Annotated in this window: 20 protein-coding genes; 9 read left to right on the top strand and 11 right to left on the bottom strand. The window is 39.4% G+C overall.

Going from position 1 to position 23,788, the window contains the following annotated elements; translation table 11 throughout:
- Window positions 1–57 precede the first annotated feature (57 nt).
- The 6 genes from I6F48_RS04030 (at window position 58) to adk (ending at window position 7,063) form a co-directional block, all read left to right on the top strand.
- Window positions 58–384 (top strand): YbaB/EbfC family nucleoid-associated protein, encoded by a 327-nt coding sequence (locus I6F48_RS04030; RefSeq protein WP_002962306.1) that lies wholly within the window; start codon window positions 58–60, stop codon window positions 382–384.
- Between the two features lie 7 nt (window positions 385–391).
- Window positions 392–1,000, top strand: a complete 609-nt coding sequence (gene recR / locus I6F48_RS04025; protein WP_165728228.1) for a recombination mediator RecR — start codon at window positions 392–394, stop codon at window positions 998–1,000.
- A 562-nt stretch (window positions 1,001–1,562) separates the two neighbouring features.
- Window positions 1,563–3,464 carry an MFS transporter gene (locus I6F48_RS04020; protein WP_165741105.1) on the top strand — a complete coding sequence of 634 codons (1,902 nt, stop codon included), beginning with the start codon at window positions 1,563–1,565 and terminating at the stop codon, window positions 3,462–3,464.
- 4 nt (window positions 3,465–3,468) lie between these two features.
- Window positions 3,469–4,194 (top strand): RluA family pseudouridine synthase, encoded by a 726-nt coding sequence (locus I6F48_RS04015; protein ID WP_165728230.1) that lies wholly within the window; start codon window positions 3,469–3,471, stop codon window positions 4,192–4,194.
- Between the two features lie 118 nt (window positions 4,195–4,312).
- The gene (htpG, locus tag I6F48_RS04010; protein ID WP_007584077.1) at window positions 4,313–6,226 is read left to right on the top strand and encodes a molecular chaperone HtpG; all 1,914 of its coding nucleotides are present in this window, start codon (window positions 4,313–4,315) and stop codon (window positions 6,224–6,226) included.
- 192 nt (window positions 6,227–6,418) lie between these two features.
- A complete protein-coding gene (gene adk, locus I6F48_RS04005; RefSeq protein ID WP_010553395.1) occupies window positions 6,419–7,063 on the top strand; it encodes an adenylate kinase in 645 nt (214 codons plus the stop codon).
- A gap of 89 nt (window positions 7,064–7,152) precedes the next feature.
- Here adk and tpx read toward each other — a convergent pair whose 3' ends face one another.
- Window positions 7,153–7,734, bottom strand: a complete 582-nt coding sequence (gene tpx / locus I6F48_RS04000) for a thiol peroxidase (protein WP_024598337.1) — start codon at window positions 7,732–7,734, stop codon at window positions 7,153–7,155.
- A gap of 233 nt (window positions 7,735–7,967) precedes the next feature.
- On the opposite strand from tpx, the gene I6F48_RS03995 reads away from it, so the two are divergent.
- Both I6F48_RS03995 and I6F48_RS03990 read left to right on the top strand, forming a co-directional pair.
- Window positions 7,968–8,972, top strand: a complete 1,005-nt coding sequence (locus I6F48_RS03995) for a response regulator (RefSeq protein ID WP_007584074.1) — start codon at window positions 7,968–7,970, stop codon at window positions 8,970–8,972.
- Between the two features lie 3 nt (window positions 8,973–8,975).
- Window positions 8,976–9,947 carry a sensor domain-containing diguanylate cyclase gene (locus tag I6F48_RS03990; protein ID WP_024592692.1) on the top strand — a complete coding sequence of 324 codons (972 nt, stop codon included), beginning with the start codon at window positions 8,976–8,978 and terminating at the stop codon, window positions 9,945–9,947.
- Window positions 9,948–10,045: 98 nt separating this feature from the next.
- Here the strand turns inward: I6F48_RS03990 and I6F48_RS03985 are convergent, their stop codons facing one another.
- The 4 genes from I6F48_RS03985 to I6F48_RS03970 all read right to left on the bottom strand — a co-directional run bounded on the left by I6F48_RS03985 (window position 10,046) and on the right by I6F48_RS03970 (window position 15,609).
- Window positions 10,046–11,560 (bottom strand): SpoVR family protein, encoded by a 1,515-nt coding sequence (locus I6F48_RS03985; RefSeq protein WP_197118872.1) that lies wholly within the window; start codon window positions 11,558–11,560, stop codon window positions 10,046–10,048.
- A 19-nt stretch (window positions 11,561–11,579) separates the two neighbouring features.
- Window positions 11,580–12,863: a YeaH/YhbH family protein gene (locus I6F48_RS03980; RefSeq protein WP_024605317.1), complete on the bottom strand. Its 1,284-nt coding sequence runs from the start codon at window positions 12,861–12,863 to the stop codon at window positions 11,580–11,582.
- Window positions 12,864–12,894: 31 nt separating this feature from the next.
- A complete protein-coding gene (locus tag I6F48_RS03975; protein WP_166110754.1) occupies window positions 12,895–14,817 on the bottom strand; it encodes a PrkA family serine protein kinase in 1,923 nt (640 codons plus the stop codon).
- 210 nt (window positions 14,818–15,027) lie between these two features.
- The gene (locus tag I6F48_RS03970; protein WP_002960323.1) at window positions 15,028–15,609 is read right to left on the bottom strand and encodes a superoxide dismutase; all 582 of its coding nucleotides are present in this window, start codon (window positions 15,607–15,609) and stop codon (window positions 15,028–15,030) included.
- Window positions 15,610–15,875: 266 nt separating this feature from the next.
- Here I6F48_RS03970 and I6F48_RS03965 point away from each other — a divergent pair, with 266 nt between their 5' ends.
- Window positions 15,876–16,214: a Grx4 family monothiol glutaredoxin gene (locus I6F48_RS03965; RefSeq protein ID WP_004335359.1), complete on the top strand. Its 339-nt coding sequence runs from the start codon at window positions 15,876–15,878 to the stop codon at window positions 16,212–16,214.
- Between the two features lie 89 nt (window positions 16,215–16,303).
- Here the strand turns inward: I6F48_RS03965 and I6F48_RS03960 are convergent, their stop codons facing one another.
- The 6 genes from I6F48_RS03960 to I6F48_RS03935 all read right to left on the bottom strand — a co-directional run bounded on the left by I6F48_RS03960 (window position 16,304) and on the right by I6F48_RS03935 (window position 23,613).
- A complete protein-coding gene (locus tag I6F48_RS03960) occupies window positions 16,304–17,617 on the bottom strand; it encodes a sensor histidine kinase (RefSeq protein WP_024592689.1) in 1,314 nt (437 codons plus the stop codon).
- The gene (locus I6F48_RS03955; protein WP_197118871.1) at window positions 17,617–18,948 is read right to left on the bottom strand and encodes a sigma-54-dependent transcriptional regulator; all 1,332 of its coding nucleotides are present in this window, start codon (window positions 18,946–18,948) and stop codon (window positions 17,617–17,619) included. Before I6F48_RS03955 ends, I6F48_RS03960 begins: the two co-directional genes overlap by 1 nt.
- Window positions 18,949–19,069: 121 nt before the next feature.
- Window positions 19,070–20,278 (bottom strand): ABC transporter permease, encoded by a 1,209-nt coding sequence (locus I6F48_RS03950; protein ID WP_197118870.1) that lies wholly within the window; start codon window positions 20,276–20,278, stop codon window positions 19,070–19,072.
- Between the two features lie 11 nt (window positions 20,279–20,289).
- Window positions 20,290–21,603: an ABC transporter permease gene (locus tag I6F48_RS03945; protein ID WP_165740303.1), complete on the bottom strand. Its 1,314-nt coding sequence runs from the start codon at window positions 21,601–21,603 to the stop codon at window positions 20,290–20,292.
- A 3-nt stretch (window positions 21,604–21,606) separates the two neighbouring features.
- Window positions 21,607–22,317: an ABC transporter ATP-binding protein gene (locus tag I6F48_RS03940; RefSeq protein WP_004335374.1), complete on the bottom strand. Its 711-nt coding sequence runs from the start codon at window positions 22,315–22,317 to the stop codon at window positions 21,607–21,609.
- Window positions 22,318–22,359: 42 nt separating this feature from the next.
- Window positions 22,360–23,613 carry an efflux RND transporter periplasmic adaptor subunit gene (locus I6F48_RS03935; RefSeq protein WP_197118869.1) on the bottom strand — a complete coding sequence of 418 codons (1,254 nt, stop codon included), beginning with the start codon at window positions 23,611–23,613 and terminating at the stop codon, window positions 22,360–22,362.
- Window positions 23,614–23,788: the final 175 nt, after the last annotated feature.

The following is a 23,788-nucleotide window of genomic DNA, read 5'->3' as shown; positions in this document are numbered from 1 at the left end:
CTTACAATCGCCCTTATGTTCATGTTAATTAATGTATTAAAAGAAAGAGAGAAAGTTATGTTTAAAGGTGGAATGGGCAACATGATGAAGCAAGCGCAGCAAATGCAAGATCGCATGCAAAAAGCCCAAGACGAAATCGCAACATTAGAAGTTGTTGGCGAAGCCGGTGCCGGTTTAGTTAAAGTAACCATGCTTGGTAACCACAATGTACGTCGTGTTCAGCTTGATGAAAGCCTTATGGAAGACGACAAAGACATGATTGAAGACTTACTTGCAGCAGCATGTAACGATGCTGTACGCCGTGTTGCAGAAGAAACACAAGAGCGCATGGGTAAAGTAACTGGCGGTATGCAATTACCACCAGGTATGAAAATGCCGTTTTAAGTAAATAATGCAACTTTCAGATAGTTTAAATCAGCTTATAGAAGCACTGCGCTGTCAACCGGGCATTGGTCCAAAGTCAGCGCAACGTATTGCTTTTCACTTGCTTGAGCGCGACCGAAAGGGAGGCACTCAGCTTGGTAATGCATTGACTAAAGCAATGACAGCCATAGGGCATTGTCGGTCTTGTCGTACTTTTTGCGAACAAGCTCAGTGCGATATTTGTTTAAGTACAAAACGCCAAGACAGCGGCATATTATGTGTTGTTGAATCGCCTACTGACGTGCTTGCAATTGAGCAAACGGGTCAGTACTTAGGGCTATACTTTGTTTTAATGGGTCATTTATCGCCAATTGACGGTATCGGCCCTAAAGAAATTGGCTTAGATGTTTTAGAGCAAAAACTTGCTCAAGGCGGTATTAATGAGGTTATTTTAGCGACTAACCCTACCGTTGAAGGCGACACTACTGCTCATTATATTGCTCAGCTTTGTCATAAATATAAAGTAGGTGCTTCGCGTATTGCTCACGGTATTCCTGTGGGGGGCGAGCTTGATTTAGTAGATGGTAGAACGCTTATGCATGCTTTTAGCGGCAGGCGTTTAGTTACACAAGACTAGGGCGTGTTGAACTTTGCGGGTTGAAATTTGTTCAATCTAGGGGCGGTTTAATCGCGGCGCGAGGTTTGTAACCTAGTGGGCTAAGTAAAAATCGAGCAACAAAGAGTTAATCGTCCCTAGAAAGAACCCAAAGGGCAGCGCATGTTTGGTATTTATGCTGCGTTATCGCCTATTTATGGGGAATAACCACACTACACAAGCTCTGCCTTGCCTAAAAACCAAACATACTGCTGTAAATTCAACCACGGAAGGTCAGCAGGCCCTAGCTCTAAGTCACTATTTGAAAAGATATTATAAAAGCCTACATGATTAAATTATGTAGGCTTTTTTGTTTTTAAGGTAAGCTTAGAAGCAATCTAATACCAATCCGCAATAATACTTAATCATTTTGCGGGGCTAAACGTGTCGCTACCTGCGTTAAAAAATTCTCATTTAGAACAACTAAATAGCGAATTTTTTGCCTAGCTATCAACACGTTTTTCCGCCCTCAAAATAGATCATTTAATTAAACAAATTGGTATAATATATTTTTGGGCTATGTCTCTAATTAGTAAGGAATACAATGAAAGATAATCAACCCTACCAAGGTACATTACTGGGTAGTAAGCGTTTTTTACCGCTTTTTATTACGCAGTTTTTCTCAGCGATTAACGATAACGTGTATAAGCAATCAGTGCTTATTTTATTGATATTCCAGGCTGCAACGCTTGCTGATGGCGCACTTTATTCAAATATTGCTGCTGGGTTATTTATCCTACCTTTCTTTTTATTTTCAGGGATGGCGGGGCAGCTAGCTGAAAAAACAGAAAAATCCAAACTAATCAGAATCGTAAAGCTATGTGAAATCCCTATTATGGTTGTAGGGGCTGTCTCTATTTTAACGCAGTATCTTTGGCTGATGTTAGCCACCGTATTTTTAATGGGCGTACAAAGTACGTTTTTTGGTCCATTAAAGTACTCTATTTTACCGCAGCACGTAGCCCCTAACGAATTAACAAAAGCGAATGGCTTGGTTGAATCAGGCACGTTTGTAGCAATATTAATTGGTACAATTTTTGGCACCTATTATATTACTCAATCAGTAGGGCCTACGCTTATAAGTATTGCCGTATTAGTACTGGCTGTTATGGGTTATGTGAGCAGTCGCTTTATACCCATTAGTGAGGCAAACGAGCCTAACTTAAAATTTACCTATAATATATTTTCATCCACGAAAAACGTATTTTCAGCACTTAATTCGCAAACAGAATCGGTTGGTAAATCAGTCCTCGGGATCAGTTGGTTTTGGTTAATTGGCGCAATTATTTTAACGTCCCTACCAAATTATGTAAAACACACAATGGGCGGCGATGAACTGGTTGTAACTAGCGCGCTTGTTGTGTTTTCACTAAGTATTGCTATTGGTTCATTACTGTGTGAAAAGCTTTCTCGCTCTCGAATAGAATTAGGAATTGTGCCTTTTGGCGCTATTTTAATTACCTTGTTTTTATACTTACTGAGCCAAGAGAGCGCTATTAGCTCTTATTTACCTCAAAACCTTGAATTGTTGACGCTTGATCAGTTATTAAAAACAGGCGACATGTTGTGGCATTTTGTATGGATGGCAGGCATTGGTATTGGCTCTGGTTTTTATACTGTACCTCTGTATGCGCTTATTCAACAGCGTACTGAAGAGTCGAGTCGCTCACGAGTTATAGCGGCTAATAATGTATTAAATGCACTGTTTATGGTGGGCAGTGCTGTTTTAAGTATTGTAACGCTGTCTGTTTTTCAGTGGAGTATTTCAGAGTTGCTACTGTTACTTGCTGGGCTAAACTTACTTATATCTGTTTATATTTATACCAAAGTACCAGAGTTCTTTTTACGATTTATTATATATATTTTAGCTATTTGTATGTACAGAGTGCGTACAAAAGGTGAAAGTAATATTCCAGATGAAGGCGCTGCCGTTATAGTGTGTAATCACGTGAGCTTTGTCGATTGGATGTTTATTTTAGCAGCATCACCAAGGCCTATCCGATTTATGGTATTTGCCCCTATTTATTATTCGCCAGCCCTACATTGGTTATTTAAAATGGCCAAAGCTATTCCCATTAACAGTGAAAAAACCAACCCGGAAGCGTTTAAAAAAGCCTTTGACGAAGTGGCTGCTGCGCTTAATAAAGGCGAACTTGTTGGTATTTTCCCTGAAGGAAAACTAACCAGTGACGGCTCTATCGATATTTTTCGCCGTGGAATCGAGCGCATTATTGAGCGCTCACCTGTGCCTGTTATTCCTGTGCATTTAGGGGGCCTGTGGGGAAGTATGTTTAGCCGAAAAGCTAAGTGGCAACTACCACGATTAAAATGGTCTTTGGTGTCGGTTGCAGTAGGTACCCCGATTGCCGCTGACAAAGTAGTAGCAGACGATTTGCGTGAGCAAGTATTGGCTTTAAAAGCGCTTCATTCAAAAGATATTGATTAATTTAATGGCTAACTCAATATTGGATACACCAGTAGAGTCACAAATGATTGTTGATGACTTTGTAGCGCCTAAGTGCGACGGGTTTATTGAAATATTATATCAAGATGATGATATTTTACTGATCAATAAACCCAGTGGGTTATTAAGTTTGTCTGGTAAGAATCCGCTTAACTGGGACTCAGTACATTACCGTTTAGTACATGGTCAAAAAGGGTTAACAGCCGCATTTACTGAGGCTAAGTTACCGCATCGGTTAGATTTGGGTACATCGGGCATTATGATTGTTGGATTAAACGCCAAAGCATCAAAGCATCTTAATAAACAGTTTCAGGCGCGTACTATCCAAAAGCGTTATGTAGCCATGTTAGAGGGTAGCTTAGCTGTTGATGAGGGGGAAATTACTGCACCAATAGCAAAAGATAAACTGCTTTTTCCGCGAGTTAAAATTTGCCAAACGACGGGCAAAGTAGCGGTGAGTGAATACAGTGTGCTTGAGCGGCTTAAACAACCGTGCAGAACCTTAGTGCAATTTACGCCCGTTACCGGACGTACCCATCAATTACGAATACACAGCCAGTTTATAGGGCACCCAATTTTAGGCTGTGATTTATATAAAAGTGCGCAAAGTGAGTACATGGCAGGACGCTTACAATTACATGCCAGCGATTTATATTTTGAACATCCAACAACAGGTGAAAAGATTCATATTAATTGTCCGCACCCATTTTAGATAAACGAGATATTCTATTTTTTCGTTTCACCTTTTTTTGATTTTTCCCTTGAAGTTCTAACACCTCACCCCATATTAAGTGCATAACGCAGACACTTTGCAAATTGGAGATATATAAATGACTGCAGCACAAAAAGAAACATTAGGCTTTCAAACAGAAGTAAAACAATTATTAAACTTAATGATTCATTCTCTTTATTCTAATAAAGAAATATTTTTACGCGAACTTGTGTCAAACGCATCAGATGCAGCAGACAAGTTACGCTTTTTAGCGCTATCTCAAGGCGACCTTTACCAAGGTGATGCCGATTTACGTGTTCGTATTAGCGCAGATAAAGAAGCAAATACAATTACCATTTCTGATAATGGTATTGGTATGACACGTGATGAAGTAATTAGCTCATTGGGTACTATTGCAAAGTCGGGTACTGCTGAGTTTTTCAAAAACTTAACGGGTGATCAAAGTAAAGATTCACAGTTAATTGGTCAATTTGGTGTTGGTTTTTACTCAGCATTTATTGTTGCCGATTTAGTAACTGTTCGTACACGTAAAGCGGGTGAAACAACTGCTTACGAGTGGGAATCTCAAGGTGAAGGCGAATACACGCTTCAAGAAATTGAAAAAGAAGGCCGTGGTACCGACATTATTTTACATCTTCGTGATGAAGAAAAAGAATTTGCTGACGATTACCGCCTGCGCGGCATTGTTACTAAATACTCAGACCATATTTCAACACCGGTACAAATGTTTAAAGCAGAAGTACCAGAGTCTGAAGGCGAAGACGGCGAAAAAATTCCAGCAGTACCAGGTGAGTGGGAAAGTATTAACCGCGCAACTGCATTGTGGACGCGTGATAAGTCAGAGCTTTCTGATGAAGAATACAAAGAGTTTTACAAGCACGTAAGCCACGACTGGGAAGATCCACTTAGCTGGGCACATAATAAGGTTGAAGGTAAAACTGAATACACGAGCCTTTTATACATCCCTAAAAAAGCACCTTTTGATTTATGGAACCGTGAACGTCAAAGTGGCTTAAAGCTTTACGTACAACGTGTATTTGTAATGGATGATGCTGAGCAGTTCATGCCAAGCTACCTTCGCTTTGTAAAAGGTTTACTAGATTCAAACGATTTACCTCTAAACGTATCTCGCGAAATTCTACAAGACAACAAAGTAACGCAAGCTATTCGTAAAGGGTGTACATCGCGCATTATTAAAATGCTTGAGCGTATGGCTAAAAACAAAGCTGACGATTACCAAGTATTTTGGAATGAGTTTGGCCAAGTAATGAAAGAAGGCCCAGCTGAAGATGCGGCAAATAAAGAAGCCGTATGTAAGTTATTACGCTTTTCTTCTACTCATACTGATTCAGAAACGCAAGATGTGTCGCTTGAGCAATATGTTGAACGTATGAACGAAGGCCAAGACAAAATTTACTATGTAGTAGCTGATACATTTACTTCTGCGAAAAATTCTCCTCATTTAGAGATTTTCCGCAAAAAAGGGATTGAAGTATTGTTACTAAGTGACCGTGTTGACGAGTGGATGATGAGCCACTTAACTGAATTTGCTGATAAGCAACTACAGTCAATCACACGTGGTGATTTAGATTTAGGTAAGCTGGACGACGAAGAGACTAAAAAAGCACAAGAAGAGTCTGAAAAAGAGATGGCTGGCCTTGTTGAGCGTATTAAAACAGCACTAGGTGATGACGTTAAAGAAGTACGCTTTACGCACCGCCTAACAGATTCTCCAGCATGTGTTGTAAGCGACGACAACGACATGAGCTCACAAATGCAAAAGCTAATGGAATCTGTTGGTCAAGCAGCCCCTGAAGCAAAACCTGTGTTTGAGCTAAACCCAGAGCATCAACTTGTTAAGCATTTGAATGACGAACAAGATGAAGATAAATTTTCACAGTGGTCACATGTTTTATTAGACCAAGCATTACTTGCAGAGCGCGGTACACTTAAAGATCCAACTGGGTTTGTTACTCGCCTAAACAAACTAATGCTTGAACTAAGCAAGTAGTCAGTTAGCTATTTATTTAGTTAATAAAAGTATAAATTATATACTTTAAATAAAAGGGAACGTATGTTCCCTTTTTTAATGCGCTGTAAATACATCAACAACTCATCAATTAGTATAAGTTGCTTGAGTATCGGCGGCGCTTGTGGAAGAATTCAGGCTTTAAAATAAATATCCATACTAGGGGACAATAATATGCGCATTATTCTTTTGGGCGCGCCGGGTGCAGGTAAAGGTACTCAAGCTCAGTTTTTAATGGACAAATACGGTATTCCACAAATTTCTACTGGCGACATGTTACGTGCAGCAATTAAAGAGGGCACGCCATTAGGCTTAGAAGCAAAAAAAGTAATGGATGCTGGTCAACTAATTTCTGACGATATTATTATTGGTTTAGTAAAAGAGCGTATTACTAAAGCTGATTGTGAGAAAGGTTTTTTACTTGATGGCTTCCCACGCACAATTCCTCAAGCTGATGCGATGAAAGAAAATGGCGTAGTGGTTGATCACGTTATTGAATTTGACGTGGCTGACGAAGTGATTGTTGAACGTATGGGCGGACGTCGCGTTCATCCAGGCTCTGGTCGTGTTTACCATATTGTATATAATCCACCTAAAGTGGAAGGTAAAGACAACGAAACTGGGGAAGACTTAATTGTTCGCGCTGATGATACTGAAGAAACAGTACGTAAACGTTTAGGTATTTACCACGAGCAAACTATGCCATTGGTTGATTATTACCAAGCAGAAGCAGCGGCTGGTAACACTCAATACCATAAATTAGATGGTACACAAGCTGTTGAAGCTGTTAGTTCACAACTTGGTGAGCTTTTAGGTTAATTACAAAAGCACATTAAAAAAACCGCCAACTGGCGGTTTTTTGTTTTAAGGCTGTTTAGCATTACTTAATCAGTGCTATTTAATCGGCTTTACAACGTTTTAAGTTTCTCAATTACGCTGTTGTATTCTGGTTCAGTTGAAAGGCTACTAACTAATTGTTTATAAATGACGTTATGGCTTTCATCTAAAATAAATACCGTTCGCGTTAATAAGCCCATATCTTTAATAATCAATCCGTATTTTTGGCCAAAATCGCGCCAAACAGAATCTGATAACGTAGTGATTTTATCAATATTTTCAGCTTTGCAAAAACGCTTTTGAGCAAATGGTAAATCAGCACTAATTGTTAGCATTACAACACTTGGAAATTGCGAGGCTACTTTTTCATTAAAATGCTTAGTTTGCAGGCTACAAATACCTGTATCAAGACTTGGCACTACACTTATCAATACAGCTTGGCCTTTGTAATCCTCAAGTGTCACAGGGATGAAGTTGTCATCAACTACTTTGAAATTTGGCGCGCTATCTCCAACAGAGATCCCTTTGCCTAATAAAGTGACTGGTTTGCCTTGTGCAGATACTTTTCCTATGTCTAGCGTGTTTTCTGGGTAATCGGCTGCAATAGCCACAGAGCAAAATGCGCTCAAAGCAAAGGTAAGTGAACGTAACATAAGGTATTTCCTTTTAAATTAACGCAATGGGCGTCAGTGTATTATACTGCGCTATAGTAACCAAGAGATTATACCGCCCTAATGAAGTTGGGATTAGTTCTGCAATATAAAAATTGTAACTGTGCTAAACTTTGATTAACATGAAGTTACAAAATATATCTTCAATAATAAAAATAAAAACCATCATAAAATGATTTTAATGCTCATTACTGGTTTAGAAACAGAGAGATAATATGTCAACATCGGTACTAATATGTGATGACTCAAAATTAGCTAGGCGTCAGCTAGCTCGTTCATTACCTGAAGATTGGGATATTAAAGTTGAATTTGCACTCGACGGCGTTGATTGCATAAAGCAAATAAAGTTAATTGAACCAGAAATACTTTTTCTCGATTTAAACATGCCTGAAATGGATGGGTATGAAGTATTAATCGCTATGAAAGAACAGGGGCTAAACATACTCACTGTTGTTGTCTCTGGTGATATACAGCCAAGTGCACATCAAAGAGTGCTTGAACTTGGTGCTATCGATTTTATTCAAAAACCATGTTCCCCCGAAAAACTAGCCAGCATAATTGAACACCATGGGATTAAAGATAAAGCCATGCGTGAGCGTCTCTCTCATTCGCTTGGAGAGCAAGTCGACCCTGATGTTCGGGATATATACCAAGAACTCACTAACGTTGCTATGGGACAGGCTGGGGATTTACTTGCACGTCTTCTTAATGTGTTTGTAGAGCTACCAATTCCTAATGTGAATATTTTGGAAGTTAATGAACTCGATATGGCGCTGCAGTCTATAGATAATAACGCAGCTACATCGGGTGTGTGTCAGGGCTTTATTGGCGGTGGCATTTCGGGCGAGGCGCTATTACTTTTAAATGATTCAAGCTTTAAAGAAATAGCTTCTTTGATGAATTATGACGGCGAGTTAAACGATAAAATTGAACTTGAGCTGCTTATGGATATTAGTAATATTTTGATAGGCGCTATTTTAACGGGTCTTTCAAAACAGCTCGATATGTCATTTAGCCAAGGGCACCCAATAGTACTTGGCCAACACAGAGATGTGTCTGAGCTGGTTAAATCAAACAAGTCACGTTGGCAACGCACCCTTGCTATAGAGATTAGTTACGGTATTGAAAACCATGATATAAATTGCGACCTCATGCTGTTATTTACTGAAGATTCACTTAAAACTTTGAAGTATAAAGTTGCTTACCTATTAGAAGATTAAGTTATGGCTGCAGATTTAGAAATGAATGAGATCCATTGGCTTATGGATATGTTTAATACCGTTGATGTAGGCCTTGTAGTACTTGATAGAGATTATAAGGTGTGTGTATGGAATGGTTTTATGGAAAACCATTCAGGGCTTCTACCAAGCGCAGTAAAAGATAAAGACCTATTTGATTTATTTCCAGCAATAGACGAAAAATGGTTTAGAAGTAAATCAGAATCGGTTTTTGTTTTAAAAAACCGCTCTTTTACGATTTGGGAGCAGCAGCCATACATTTTTAGGTTTAAAAATTATCGACCTATTACTGGTAAAGCTGATTACATGTATCAAAATGCAACATTTATCCCTCTTACAAATACGATGGGCGAAGTTAGCCATATTTGTATTATTTTGTATGATGTAACAGATGTCGCGGTAAATAAAAAAGAGCTTGAAGAGTTAAACAAAAAATTAGAACAAGTAAGTCAAACAGATAGCTTAACGCAGCTTGCAAATCGTGGACACTGGGAAGGTACGCTACGCCAAGAGTTTTTAAGAGTTAAGCGAAGTGGTGGCTGTAGTACATTATTAATGTTTGATATTGACCACTTTAAAAAAATAAATGATGAATATGGCCATAGCTGTGGTGATGAATCGCTTCGTCATTTATCTAACTTACTACGTACGACGCTGCGCGAAACTGATGTTGCAGGGCGTTATGGCGGTGAAGAGTTTGCAGTAACATTACTTGATACAGATAAAGAAGGCGCTTTTGTATTTGCTGAGCGTTTAAGGGTATTGATTGAAACTAACCCTGTGAAGTATAAACACTTTGAAATAACAATGACGGTAAGTATAGGGCTGGCTGGTAGCAGTAATGATTTTAAAAATCATGAGCGCTGGATAGAGGCTGCAGATAAAGCACTGTACCAATCTAAAAATACAGGGCGAAATAAAGTAATAGCCTACGAAGATATAAAAAATGACGCTTGAGCGTCATTTTTTATATCCAGAATTTAGGGTTAAATAATACCGTGTTTTTTATAACCTGCTGAGCAAACCCAATCAGTATGAAATTTTATTGCTCTTCATTATTGTGTTGTGTGTCGAGAGTCATCTATTGGGCATTGAGCAATCATTGAAACCTCACCAGAATTTGACTCTTGCTCTAGTTTTACTTTAAAGCCCCATAATCTGTAAAGATGCTTAAGTACTTCCTCGTGCGAGTTTGCTAAAGGAATGTTGTTATGAGGTACATAGCGTAGGGTTAGTGAACGGTCACCTCTAATATCAACGTCATATACTTGAATGTTGGGCTCATGATTACTCAAGTTGTACTGCGCTGAGAGCGCTTCTCTTACTGCTTTATAACCATTGTCGTTATGTATTGCGCCAATTTCTAAATGGGGATTATTAGTATGATCAATAATAGTAAATAATTTAAAATCACGAATTAACTTAGGCGATAAAAACTGGCTAATAAAACTCTCATCTTTAAAGTTTTCCATTGCAAAATGCAGTGTATCTAGCCAATTACTGCCTGCATATTCAGGAAACCAGCGTTTATCTTCTTCAGTTGGGTGCTCACATATTCTGCGAATATCAACCATCATATTAAAGCCTAAAGCATATGGGTTAATGCCTAAATAATACTTACTGTTATAAGGTGGCTGATAAACTACGTTGGTGTGGCTTTGTAAAAACTCTAACATGAAAGAGTCGGTGAGTTTTCCCTCATCATATAAGTGATTAAGGATGGTGTAATGCCAAAATGTTGCCCAGCCTTCGTTCATTACTTGAGTTTGTTTTTGTGGGTAAAAGTATTGCGAAATTTTACGAACAATACGTATCACTTCACGTTGCCAAGAGTCGAGTAATGGGGCATTTTTTTCAATAAAATACAAAATATTTTCTTGGGGTTCAGAAGGAAAATGGCGTACTTTCTTTTTGGTTTCTTGCTGTTGCTCAGGAATAGTCCGCCATAATTCATTTACTTGCGATTGAAGGTAGTCTTCACGCTCTTGTTGACGTTTTTGTTCTTCAAATAACGATATTTGTTGTGGACGTTTGTAGCGATCGACTCCGTAATTCATTAATGCATGACATGAGTCGAGTAGGGCTTCTACTTGTGTAATACCGTGCTTTTCTTCACAGCGACTTATGTAGTTTTTAGCAAATACCAAGTAATCAATAATTGAGCCAGCATCGGTCCAGGTTTTAAATAAGTAGTTACCTTTAAAAAATGAGTTATGTCCGTAACATGCATGTGCCATTACAAGCGCTTGCATAGGTAGGGTATTTTCTTCCATTAAGTACGCAATACAAGGGTCTGAATTTATCACTATTTCGTAAGCAAGACCCATTTGTCCGCGCTTATAATTTTGCTCTGTTTGAATGAACTTTTTACCGTAAGACCAATGGCTGTAACCAATAGGCATGCCAACGCTTGAGTAAGCATCCATCATTTGCTCTGCGGTTATCACTTCAATTTGATTAGGGTAGGTGTCTAACCTGTAGTGAGCTGCAACACGGGCAATTTCACTTTGGTACTCATCTAATAAATCAAAGGTCCAATCTGGGCCATCACTCATTCGTTTATCATTCATAATGCTACCTCGCTTTAGGCTATGCAGAGTTTTGCTGTTGACGACCTTTTTTAAATAGCTCCCTAAAAATTGGGTAAATATCTTCAACGCTTTGAATATGCTGTATGGCGAAATTATTATGGCTGTGTGTTATAGATTCATATTCGCGCCATAGGCTTTGATGAGCACGAGTGGTTATTTCAATATAAGCAAAATAGCGTACTGCGCTTAAGAGCTTATTACGCAAAATTTCACCACACTGCGGGGTGTCGTCCGCCCAGTTATCGCCATCAGAGGCTTGTGCGGCGTATACATTCCACTCGTTTGCGTGATAACGCTCTTTTATTATTTCGTTCATTAATTTAAGTGCGCTTGAAACAATAGTGCCGCCAGTTTCTTGAGAATAAAAAAACTCTTGCTCGTCTACTTCTTTTGCTTGTGTGTGGTGGCGAATATAAACAACTTCAATGTCTTTATAGCTGCGTGTTAAAAATTGATAGAGCAAAATATAAAACCGTTTTGCCATGTCTTTTGTTGGCTGATCCATTGAGCCTGACACATCCATAATACAAAACATCACGGCTTTGCTGGTGGGGTGAGGGCGTTTTTCGTAATTACGAAAACGTAAATCGTAGTTATCAATAAATGGAACCGACTTAATTTGCACTTTTAATGCTGCAATTTCTTTTTGTAATAAAGCAATTGCTGCTTTATCGTTATGTGGACCAGCAAGCAGCAGAGCAAGTTGTTCTTCGAGCTCTTTTAAACGGCGTTTTTTACCTGCACTCATGGCAACACGCCGTGCAAGGGAGCCTTGAAGAGAGCGGACAATGTCAATATTGCTAGGTATACCATCGCTACAAAATCCTGCGCGATGGGTTTTCATTTGCACTAGCTTATCAAGCTGGTTTTCTTGTAAGTTAGGGAGCTCTAAATCTTCAAACAGTAAATCAAGGTATTCATCTTTTGATATTGAAAATACAAACTCATCTTGTCCTTCGCCCGAATCGCTGGCGTCACCTTCACCGGCACCGCCGCTTTGTCCACCTTTAGGGCGCTCAATTTTATCACCTGTAGAAAACTGATCGTTGCCTGGGTGAATTTGTTCTCTATCCCCACCTTGCCCTTGATGAAATGTAGGTTCGCTGATATCGCGTTGTGGAATAGAAATACTCTCACCAGAGCTTGAATCGGTAACGCTGCGTTTGTTAATCGCATCTGAAACCGCTTCTTTAATTTGTTTTTTATAGCGCCTAATAAAGCGCTGGCGATTAAGCGTACTTTTATTTTTTCCGTTTAAACGCCTATCTATAAAATGCGCCATGTTGACCTCCTATATACTACGACTATGAAGGTTATTGCGATTTTCTAACCCGTAAATACCACTCAGAAAGCAAGCGAACTTGTTTTTGTGTATAGCCTTTTTCGACCATACGGTTCACAAAGTCTTCGTGCTTTTGCTGATCCTCTGCAGACGTTTTAGTATTAAACGAAATTACGGGGAGCAAATCTTCGGTATTAGAGAACATTTTTTTCTCAATAACCGTGCGTAGTTTTTCGTAGCTTGTCCATAGTGGGTTTTTACCGTTGTTGTGCGCACGGGCACGCAGTACAAAGTTCACTATTTCATTTCGGAAATCTTTAGGGTTAGAAATACCCGCCGGCTTTTCTATTTTTTCAAGTTCGGCATTAAGTGCCTCACGGTCAAATAGTTGTCCTGTATCAGGGTCGCGATATTCTTGGTCTTGTATCCAAAAGTCTGCATAAATAACATAACGGTCAAAAATATTTTGCCCGTATTCTGAATACGATTCTAAATAGGCGGTTTGCAGCTCTTTGCCTATAAACTCAACATACTGTGGAATTAAATAGCCTTTTAGAAAGCTTAAATAACGCTCTTCTATTTCGCTTGAAAATTGTTCGCGCTCTATTTGTTGCTCAAGTACATAGAACAAGTGCACCGGATTTGCGGCAACCTCAGTGGTATCAAAGTTAAACACACGAGATAAAATTTTAAACGCAAAGCGAGTAGAGAGCCCCGTCATACCTTCATCAACACCTGCGTAATCACGATACTCTTGATACGATTTTGCTTTGGGGTCGGTGTCTTTTAGAGTTTCGCCATCGTATACCCGCATTTTAGAATAAATACTTGAATTTTCTGGCTCTTTTAAACGTGATAGCGTCGTAAATTGCGCCAATGTTTTAAGTGTACCTGGTGCGCATGGCGCGTTGTATAGCTCGCTGTGCTCAAGTAATTTGTCGTAAATTTTAATTTCTTCGGTTACACGTAAGCAGTAAGGTACTTTTACAATATAAACACGGTCTAAAAATGCTTCGTTGTTTTTATTGTTTTTAAAAGTTTGCCACTCAGATTCATTAGAGTGAGCGAGGATCATGCCATTAAAGGGCAGGGCACTAATGCCTTCTGTGCCGTTGTAGTTACCTTCTTGGGTTGCGGTAAGTAAAGGGTGCAGCACTTTAATAGGCGCTTTAAACATTTCTACAAATTCCATCAGCCCTTGGTTAGCTAAACATAAAGAGCCAGAGTAGGCGTATGCATCAGGATCGTTTTGGGCAAAGTGCTCAAGCTGGCGAATATCGACCTTACCCACTAGCGCCGAAATATCTTGGTTGTTTTCATCTCCAGGTTCGGTTTTGGCAATGCCTATTTGGTTTAAAATTGAGGGGTAGCGCTTAACCACTCTAAACTGGCTAATATCACCATTGAATTCTTTTAAGCGTTTGCCAGCCCAAGGCGACATAATGGTTTTTAAGTAGCGCGGTTTAATACCGTATTCTTGCTTTAGTACGTCGGCGTCCTCTATTGGGTCAAATAATGCAAGGGGATGGTCGTTTACCGGAGAGCCTTTAATTGAATAAATAGGTACTTGTTGCATTAAATATTTGAGTTTTTCGGCAATAGATGATTTACCCCCACCAACAGGTCCAAGTAAATAGAGCACTTGTTTGCATTCTTCAAGCCCTTGGGCGGCGTGTTTTAAATAAGAGACTATTTGCTCAATGGCATCTTCCATACCATAAAAATCAGTAAAGGCAGGGTAGCGCGCAACTACTCTATTTGAAAATAATCGACTTAGTCGTGCATCCGTTGCGGTATCTACCATGTTTGGTTCGCCAATTGCCATGAGTAGGCGTTCTGGTGCGCTGGCGTAGGCAGACTTATCGGTTTTACAAATCTCAAGAAATTCAGCGATACTGTATTCTTCTTCCTGTGCCGCTTCGTATCGTGCTTGGTAATGCTCAAAAATCGTCATAATAACCTCCGAAACCCGCTGTAAAAAGGTGCTTACCTTTTAAAGTCTAGTCACGAATCTGTATTTTTGTGCAATAAAATTAAAAATTTAAGTGAAAAAAGATCATGTTACTAAAAGTGTTTTATTAAATGATGAGACGCTTGGGTGTGATAAATAAGAAACAAAAAAAGACGCCTAAGCGTCTTTTTTACATTAGCGTTTAAAGGCTAATTAAGCGAAGTTAGCGTTCGCGAATTCCCAGTTAACAAGCGACCAAAAACCTTTAAGGTAATCTGGACGAACGTTACGGTAATCAATGTAGTAAGCGTGTTCCCATAAATCCACTGTAAGGATTGGAGTAACGCCATCATCAGTTAATGGTGTAGCAGCGTTAGATGTATTAACGATGTCTAGTGAACCATCAGCAAGCTTAACTAACCACGTCCAGCTTGAACCAAAGTTATTTACTGCTTTGTCATTTAATGCATCTTTAAACGCATCAAAAGAACCCCATTTAGCGTTGATTGCATCAGCAACTGCGCCAGTAGGCTCGCCGCCGCCGTTTGGAGATAAGCTGTTCCAGTAAAAAGTATGGTTCCAGATTTGTGCTGCGTTGTTAAATACGCCGCCTTCTGATGAACATACGATCTCTTCTAGAGATTTGTTTTCAAACTCAGTACCAGGGATTAAACCATTAAGCTTAACCACGTAAGTGTTGTGGTGTTTGCCATGGTGAAACTCTAGTGTTTCTTTTGAAATATGTGGCTCAAGTGCGTCGATTGCATATGGTAGTGACGGTAGTTCAAATGCCATTTTTTTATCTCCATCTTCTTTGGTTGATAGTCCATTTGGTAATACGTAATGCCTGTTGAAACAGAGCAGTTACCTATACCAAGCGGTAATATAGTGTTACTATAATTGTTGAGTATTTTACTCAAGTTTAAGCAAACAGCAATGCTATTGCGAAAGACTATTTCAATTGCGGCTTTATTTGCCCATTTTAAGTTATATATTTGTGGTCACGATGAGTTATTTTCAAGACCTAAATATATTTAGCTATCGTTACTTTGAGGTTGTAGATGGAAACCATTGATAAAATTAAACAGCAAATTTCAGAAAACCCAATAATCCTTTTCATGAAAGGGTCACCAAAATTACCAAATTGTGGTTTTTCTTCACAAGCATCGCAAGCGTTAATGTCATGTGGTGAACCATTTGCATACGTTGATATTTTACTTAATCCAGACATTCGTGCTGAGCTTCCAGCATACGCAAATTGGCCAACATTCCCGCAATTATGGGTAGATGGCGAATTAGTTGGTGGTTGTGACATTATTATCGAAATGTTTCAACGCGGTGAATTACAGCCGTTAATTACAGAAACTGCTGCTAAATATAAAGAAGCTGACGCAGAGTAATTTATTACTCAACCTGCTATCAGGTTATTAAGCTCTTTAAACACAAAGCCACTTTTTAAGTGGCTTTATTGTTTTTAATTTTTGTGAATTTACGAATAAGGAAGGCTCACTTGTACGTTTAAGCCGCCCTCTATTTTGTTATGTAAACTTATATGCCCCTGGTGCGCTTCTGCTATTTCTCTGCATAAGGCTAGCCCTAAACCACTCCCCGTACTTTTTGTAGAATAAAAGGGCACTAAAGCATTTGCCATTACTTGCTCGCTCATTCCTTTGCCGCAGTCGCTCACATTTATAACACAAGCTTGGGGTACAAATTCGACCTGAATATGTATTTCATTGGAGTTGGAGCCTGACTCGTGTGAATTTTTTAATAGGTTTATGAGCAGCTGCTCGAGTTGGGCTTGATCAGCTTGTAATTCATTGTGTGAATTTTTTATTTCGTAGCTAAATTGCCAGTGATTTTTTAAATTATTGAGTGTGTTTTGCCAGTTAATCCGTGTTTTTTGTGGCTGAGGTAATTTAGCAAACTTGCCATAGCCTTGTACAAATTCAGTTAAATGACTAATTCGCTCATCAATAGTTGCAAATACACGGGCAAGGCGGGGCTCATCAACTTTATTTGCGAGCAATTGTGCGCTGTGTAACATGGACGACATAGGGCCGAGTGAATTATTCAATTCGTGGCTGATAATGCGTATTACCTTTTTCCACACGGCAACTTCTTGGCGACTAAGCTCACGGGTTAATTGTTTAAATATATATAAATGATGCTTTTGGTTATTGAGTAAAAACTCCCCGGTGGCTAAATGCCAAGTTTGCGAGTCTTGATTCTCTATTTCTATATTAAAGAGGCCATCAACACCGTGCTCTATAGCTGCTATTAATTGCAGGGGCGAATTTTCGAGCAATTTACTTAGCTGCATACCTTCAAGGCGGGTTGCGCTATTAAATAAACTACGGCTAATTAAATTACTAAATACCACCGTATTATTATCATTGACCAGTAATAACGCTTGCGGCGAGCTTTGCAATACTTTATCAAGCATTAACTCGCGCTGGTAAATCCATTGTTTTTCTTGGCGAAGCTGTTTAGCGGTTTGATTATAAAGTCGGCATAGTTTTCCAAGTTCATCATTACTTTTATACGCTAGTAAGCTGGAGAGCTCACCATCTTTAAAATTAAGCAACCCGGTTTCGAGCGATTGCATGCCAAGCTTTATTGGTTTGGTGAGAGCTCTTGAAAGCAAGGTGCTAAATGCAAGCGTTAGTAATATTAAAAACAGAGTGTAGTACATATCAAAACCACTAAGTGCGGCAATAATAAAAACAGGCAGCGCGCTACAAAGTGCGCAAATTAACACAACCTTTTGGCTTAGGGTAAAGTGGCTAATAATGTTTGGCATTAATAATCAATACCCATTTTTTGTAATCGACGATAAAGAGCTTGTCGGCTTAAACCAAATTCACGGGCCACTTTGGCTATAACACCTTGATGATCGCGCATTGCGTGTTCTATTTCCTGTTTGGTCGGTTCTGCTTTTGCTTCTTGTTGAGCAGTAACCGATGACGAAAGTGCAAAGTCATCGACTGTAAGCGCACCTGTTGGTTTTAGCACCGCTACACGTTTACAAGCATTTTCTAGCTCTCGAACGTTACCTGGCCATTTATAATGTTGAAGTGCTTGCTCTGTGTTTATAGTCAGCTCTCGGTGAGGTAAAAAATGGCTAATAAGTGCTAAAACATCATCTTGCCTTTCGCTAAGGGCAGGCACATTGAGTTCAATTACATTAAGGCGATAATATAAGTCTTCCCTAAATCGACCTTGTTCAATTGCTTGTAGTAAGTTTTCGTTAGTAGCCGATATTACTCGCACATTTACTTTTTGTGTTTGTGTTGAGCCTAAACGTTCAAACTCGCCGGTTTGTACTACGCGTAGTAATTTTATTTGTCCTGAGAGTGGTAAATTACCAATTTCATCTAAAAATAACGTACCGCCATCAGCTGCTTCAAATCGACCAATACGTTGTTTAGTTATCCCCGTGTATGCGCCAGCTTCAGCGCCAAAAAGTTCGGCTTCTATAAGTTCTTGTGGTAGTGCGCCTGCGTTTACCTTAATAAAAGGTTGCGATACAAGTGGGGAGTTTTTTTGAATGATATGCGCAATGCACTCTTTACCACTTCCATTAGGGCCTGTAATTAATGCAGATATATCAGATTTAGCTACTTGTAGCGCCATAGTGACCAGTCGTTCCATAGCCGTGCTTTTAAATATTAGCCCGGCAAGGTCTGCGCTTTTAAATGTACCTTCACGCTCTTGTTGATGGCGATTATGTGTCGCCACTATTTTTTTAGCACTGCCTAGCTCTATTAAGTTACTGATACAAACTAGTAGTTTTGCATCATCCCAGGGTTTTGGTAAGTAATCGGCAGCACCGGCTTTTACAAGCTCAATAGCGGTAGCAAGTTCGGTCCAGGCTGTAATAAGTATAATAGGGAGGTGTGGGTTTATTTCTCGTAGTTCATAAAACAACGTTTTACCTTCTTCGCCAGAGGTTGTGTCGCTGGTAAAGTTCATGTCTTGAATTACAAGCTCAATTCGCTGATAGCGAACTATTTGCAGAGCATCAAACGGGTTTGTTGCAGTCACTACCGAAAAGTCGTGGATCTCGAGCAACAATGAAAGTGCATCGAGTACTGCTTGGTTATCATCAACAATGAGTATTTTATGAGTCATAGGTTATTTTTATAATTTTTTAATGGCTACACTGCCTTACTAATCAGTGTAGCATAGTGATTTTTACATGATTTAGTAACCTAAACTCTGGATAATAAATCTACCTCAAGCGGATTCTAGGTTAAATTGTGCGAGTTGCGATACTGGGCGAAATATTAGCAGCGCGTTTAGCCGGCCCTAATACCGCAAGTAAGCTCATTAATAATACGACAATGGCGGTAACGGCTATATAGCTTGGCGGTAGTGCGGCTACAGAAAAATACTGCATTAACATTTTCCCAAGTAGTATTGCTGTTACCACACCTAAGGCTAAACCTAGGCTACAAATTAATGCATTTTCTACTAAAAAGTAGCTAACAATAGCTGACTTTCTTGCACCAAGTGCTCTGCGTGTGCCAATTTGCTTAGTACGTTTGCTAATATTAAATAAGGTTAAGCCAAAAATACCGAGAGCGGTTATAAGCACTAAAATAGTGATTAATGCTATGAGCATGCGCATCATGAGGCGGTCTTTAGCGGTATACTCATTTTTTAATTCATCAAGTCCTTTAATGTTATTAATAACGCGTTTGCTGTAATTTTCGAGCATGGCATTTTCTATTTCTTTCATTACAGCTGCTCGCTGACCAGGCTCTGTACGAACGGCAACTTGTGCATAACTTGCTGCTTTAATATAAGGAATAAACGCAAGATTATCGGGTTTACTGTCTTTGAGCCACGGGCCTTTCATGTTTCCGATCACGCCAATAACTTTAAGTGGTAGGTCACCAAAATAAACTATTTTTCCTAAACCATCTCCATCAGGGTAGAGCTCATCAAGTAAGGCTTTAGTGACTATAGTGACGTTGGTGCGCTTTTGTGTAATTTCGTTTGTAACTAGCACTTCATCTTCGGTAAAGTTCCGCCCTGCAATTAAGTTAACGCCGTAGGTATTAATTGCGTGGTCATCTATAAAAAAATAAGCAGTTCTTACACTTAGGCCTTCTTGTGGAGCGGGTTGTAAATTAAAGCTCGAAGCGCTGCCACTGCCTGATAGCGGGATACTACTGCTTAATGCGGCATCAACTACGCCTGGCATTTTTCTAAGCATGCTTTCATCAAGCTCAAACTGCTGGCTTAAGTTAATATCAGTACCAAAGGTCATTACATTAAACTTAAATATATCTTGCTCAGGGTAGCCCGTTTCTTGATTTAAATAGCTAATTCTGTCTTGAATGATAAATGCAGCATTACTGACTATAGCTGTGGTAATTGCAATTTGAATTAGCAGTAATACAGCGCCCACCTTTGAGCGGCATAAGGCGTTAAATATAGGTTTTATTTCTAACATTGTTAAATTCCTTATTGGCTCTTAAGATAAATAGCAGGATTGGTTTTACACACTAACCAAGCTGGGTACAAACCAGCCAAAATGCAGGTTGTAATTGCAATCAATGGGGCGCTCAATAGCATGGTCAAATCCATTGTTGCTAAGTTTTCATAGTAGTCGTAGCTTTGCACTACGCCCATTAAGCCAAGTTGTGCTAGTACAATTCCTAGCATGCCACCTATAAAGCCAAGCATGGCGACCTCAACTAAGTGCTGTAAAAATATTTGCCTTTTACTAGCGCCTAATGCGCGTCTTACACCTACTTCTGGCGCTCTGCGTAAAAACTTGGCTAAAAGTAAACCTAAAATATTGGCTAAGCAGACACCTAAGAACATAAAGCTCAGGCCCACTAAAATTTTATTGTCTTCGGTGACGACGTTGTTGTATTGCATCCATTGGTTTACATCGCGAAGTTTATACTCAAGTTCTTTACGATTAAATCGACCACGTTTTTGTTGTTCTTGCATATAGGCTAATAAGTAATTTTGATAGGCTTGTTTTTGTTCAAGCGTATTTAGCTCTGCCCAAAACTGGATCCATACTTGCTCAGATTGCAGTTTATCTGCAAAGGTTGGTGTGTTTTCGTGTTTCCATCCATTGCTATTGCCCCAACTTACGAGCTCTTTTGCCTTTATTAAGCTAAAGGGCATAAATAATTCTTCTACTTGATTAAATGCACCGTTATTTAAATCATAATATTTAATATTGAGAGGCCAATGGTTAATAACACCAACTACTTGATAGCTTGCATCATCTAAGTAAATCAGTTCTCCGACGGAGTTTTGTCCTGCAAATAGTTTATCGTTTATCTCTTGGGTAATAACAACCACAGGTGCGGCTGAGTTTTCTTGCTCTTTGCTCCAAGCCCCTCCGTATAGAAATGACAAATTAAACATGCTAAAAAAGTCAGGCGTTGTCATGCGAGCATTACCTATAAAAGGTTTTATTTTGTCGGAGTCTAAATAAACTGAAAAGCCGGTACGCATCATAGCCACTTTTTTCTCTGACGTGGGTGCGTTTAATAAGTTCTCTGCATCTTGATAGGTCAATTGCAGTGGCATGTTATCTTCTGTCCACCACGTACTACCATCGTCCATTGTTTGTAATTGCACACTGTAAAGTTGGCTGCTTTTTTCTGGAATAGGATCGGCCGACATCATGTGATAAACACTAAGGCTGGTCATTGTTATGCCTATACCTATCGCAATGGCAAGTACCATTAAAAAGCTAACCAATGGGGTGCGCTTGAAGCTGCGCCAACTTAAATCTAAATAATGAATAAACATTAGTTAAACCCCCGATGCTGTTTTTATAGTTTGCGCGCCCTGATAAAGCGTAAAGTCGGCAAGTTGTCCATCAACTACTTGAATATTACGCGGAGCACGGCGGGCTAATTCGCTATCATGAGTTACCATTACAATAGTGGCACCGTCGCGATTGATTTGTTCAAGTAACTCCATAACTTGGCGAGCCATTAAGCTGTCAAGGTTACCTGTTGGCTCATCGGCAAGTAAAAAACGAGGTTCACCAGCAAGCGCACGGGCTATTGCCACACGTTGTTGCTGGCCACCAGAGAGTTGTTGAGGTAAGTGTTTAGCGCGAGATGCTAAGCCAACTTGTTCAAGGCATTGCTCAATTCGACGTTTTCGCTCATTTGCTTTAATCCCTCTGTAGCGAAGAGGAACTTCTATGTTTTCATATAAATTTAAATCGGGGATCAAATTAAAGCCTTGGAATATAAAGCCAATTTTTTGATTACGTAAATCAGCACGTTGGTTATCGTTTAGGCTGCCAACATTAACGCCATCCAGCAGGTATTCACCTTCGTTAAAAGGCTCGAGCATACCTGCAATATTTAAAAAGGTTGTTTTTCCTGAGCCGCTAGGACCAGTAACAGCAATAAATTCGCCTTCGTTTACTTGCAGATTAAAATCTCGAAGCGCATGGGTTTGTACCATTTCTGTTTGGTATACTTTACTTACATTGTTCATTTGTAACATCGTTGTTCCTAATTATTTTTAGCGTTGGTTGAGAACGTCTGTTTAATTTAATAAAATCGTGTTGGCTTGCTTAAAGTCGCTGTAGCTTGAAATAATAATTTCATCGTTTTCTTTTAGTCCACTTAAAAGCTCAACCGCATTAATGCTGGTGGCGCCTATTGTAATAGGTATACGCTTTGCGATATTGCCATCGACTTTATAAGCTATAATTCCGCCTTGCTGCATAAATGCACCACGCTTTACTTGCATTACACCTTCTCGGTTGTCGAGTAAAATACGTGCAGTTAAGCGTTGGTTCTGACGAATGTTGTTAGTAACACCTTTAAACCGGACGCGTGCTGTTACTTCACGATTATTAACTTCTGGTGATATGGCGGATAAATTCCCCATCACTGTTTCATTGCCTAACTTAAGCTCTACTTCCATACCGAGCCCTAATTCGTTTGCGTAACTTTCAGGAACTTGGAGTTCGGCTTCAAAATTACTTAAGTCGACGAGAGTCATAAGAGGTTGGCTTTGCGTCACTGCGGCTTTTTGTTGCACTAATAGGTTACCCACGATCCCTGTAACGGTAGCCTTAATAGATAGGTTGCTTACTTTTCGGATTAAGTCATCAACAATAAGTTGTTGGCGGGTCACATCACTTTTAGCAGCTTGTAGTTCAAAAGCGAGCGTGTCTTTGGCAAGCAATACCTCTTGCTGCGCATGCTTATAGGAGAGCTTAGCTCGGGATAAATCATCAACTGCTTTTTCTAGATCAATTTGGCTAATTAAGTGCTTTTGTATTGATAACTGTGCGCGACGATTTTCGCGCTCAGCGGCGTTAAGCTCAACCTCTGCCATATCGAGTGTTTTATTTAAAGTGAGTGTTTGGCGTCTTGCTTGCAAATGCTGCCTTTGCTGCTCGCCTTCAAGTCTTTTAAGTACAGACTCCTGTTGCTTTAATTCATTAGTTAACTCAGGGCTTTGCAGCAGGGCAAGTGTGTTGCCTTGCTTTACTGTATCGCCGGCCTTTACTTTTAAATCTATAAATCCCCGTTCTGGACTGTAGATTTTAGGAGCATTAGCAGCAACAATTTTACCACTGGCGGCAATGTCTCGAATGAGCGCTTTAACATGTACTTTTGCAATCTGTACTTTTGAGCGGCTAATAGAGCTTTTAGCGCTATGGCTCGTTAAAAAAATATAAGCAATTGCAGAGACCACAATGAAAACAATCGCAGTGATTATCGCGTATTTTTTATAGCTTATAGGTGCCTTTACTTTTATGTCTTGTGCGCTGGTATCTTTAATCATTTAATTTCCCCTAAATTGCTTTTATGTATTTTTCGCACAGCAGTAATAAAGCTGCTGTGCAAATAGCGGCAATAGGAGAGAGTAAAAATAAGCTTAGAGTAAACATAGTAATTCCAATTAGCGATTATATATAAAGCTATACGATTAATATGCCAACTATTATCTTATTGATATT

It is taken from the genome of Pseudoalteromonas sp. SWYJ118 (assembly GCF_015864505.1).
GTDB lineage: Bacteria > Pseudomonadota > Gammaproteobacteria > Enterobacterales > Alteromonadaceae > Pseudoalteromonas > Pseudoalteromonas arctica.
The sequence above is the reverse complement of the archived record's forward strand: the minus strand, read 5'-3'. Positions and strand labels throughout refer to the sequence as shown.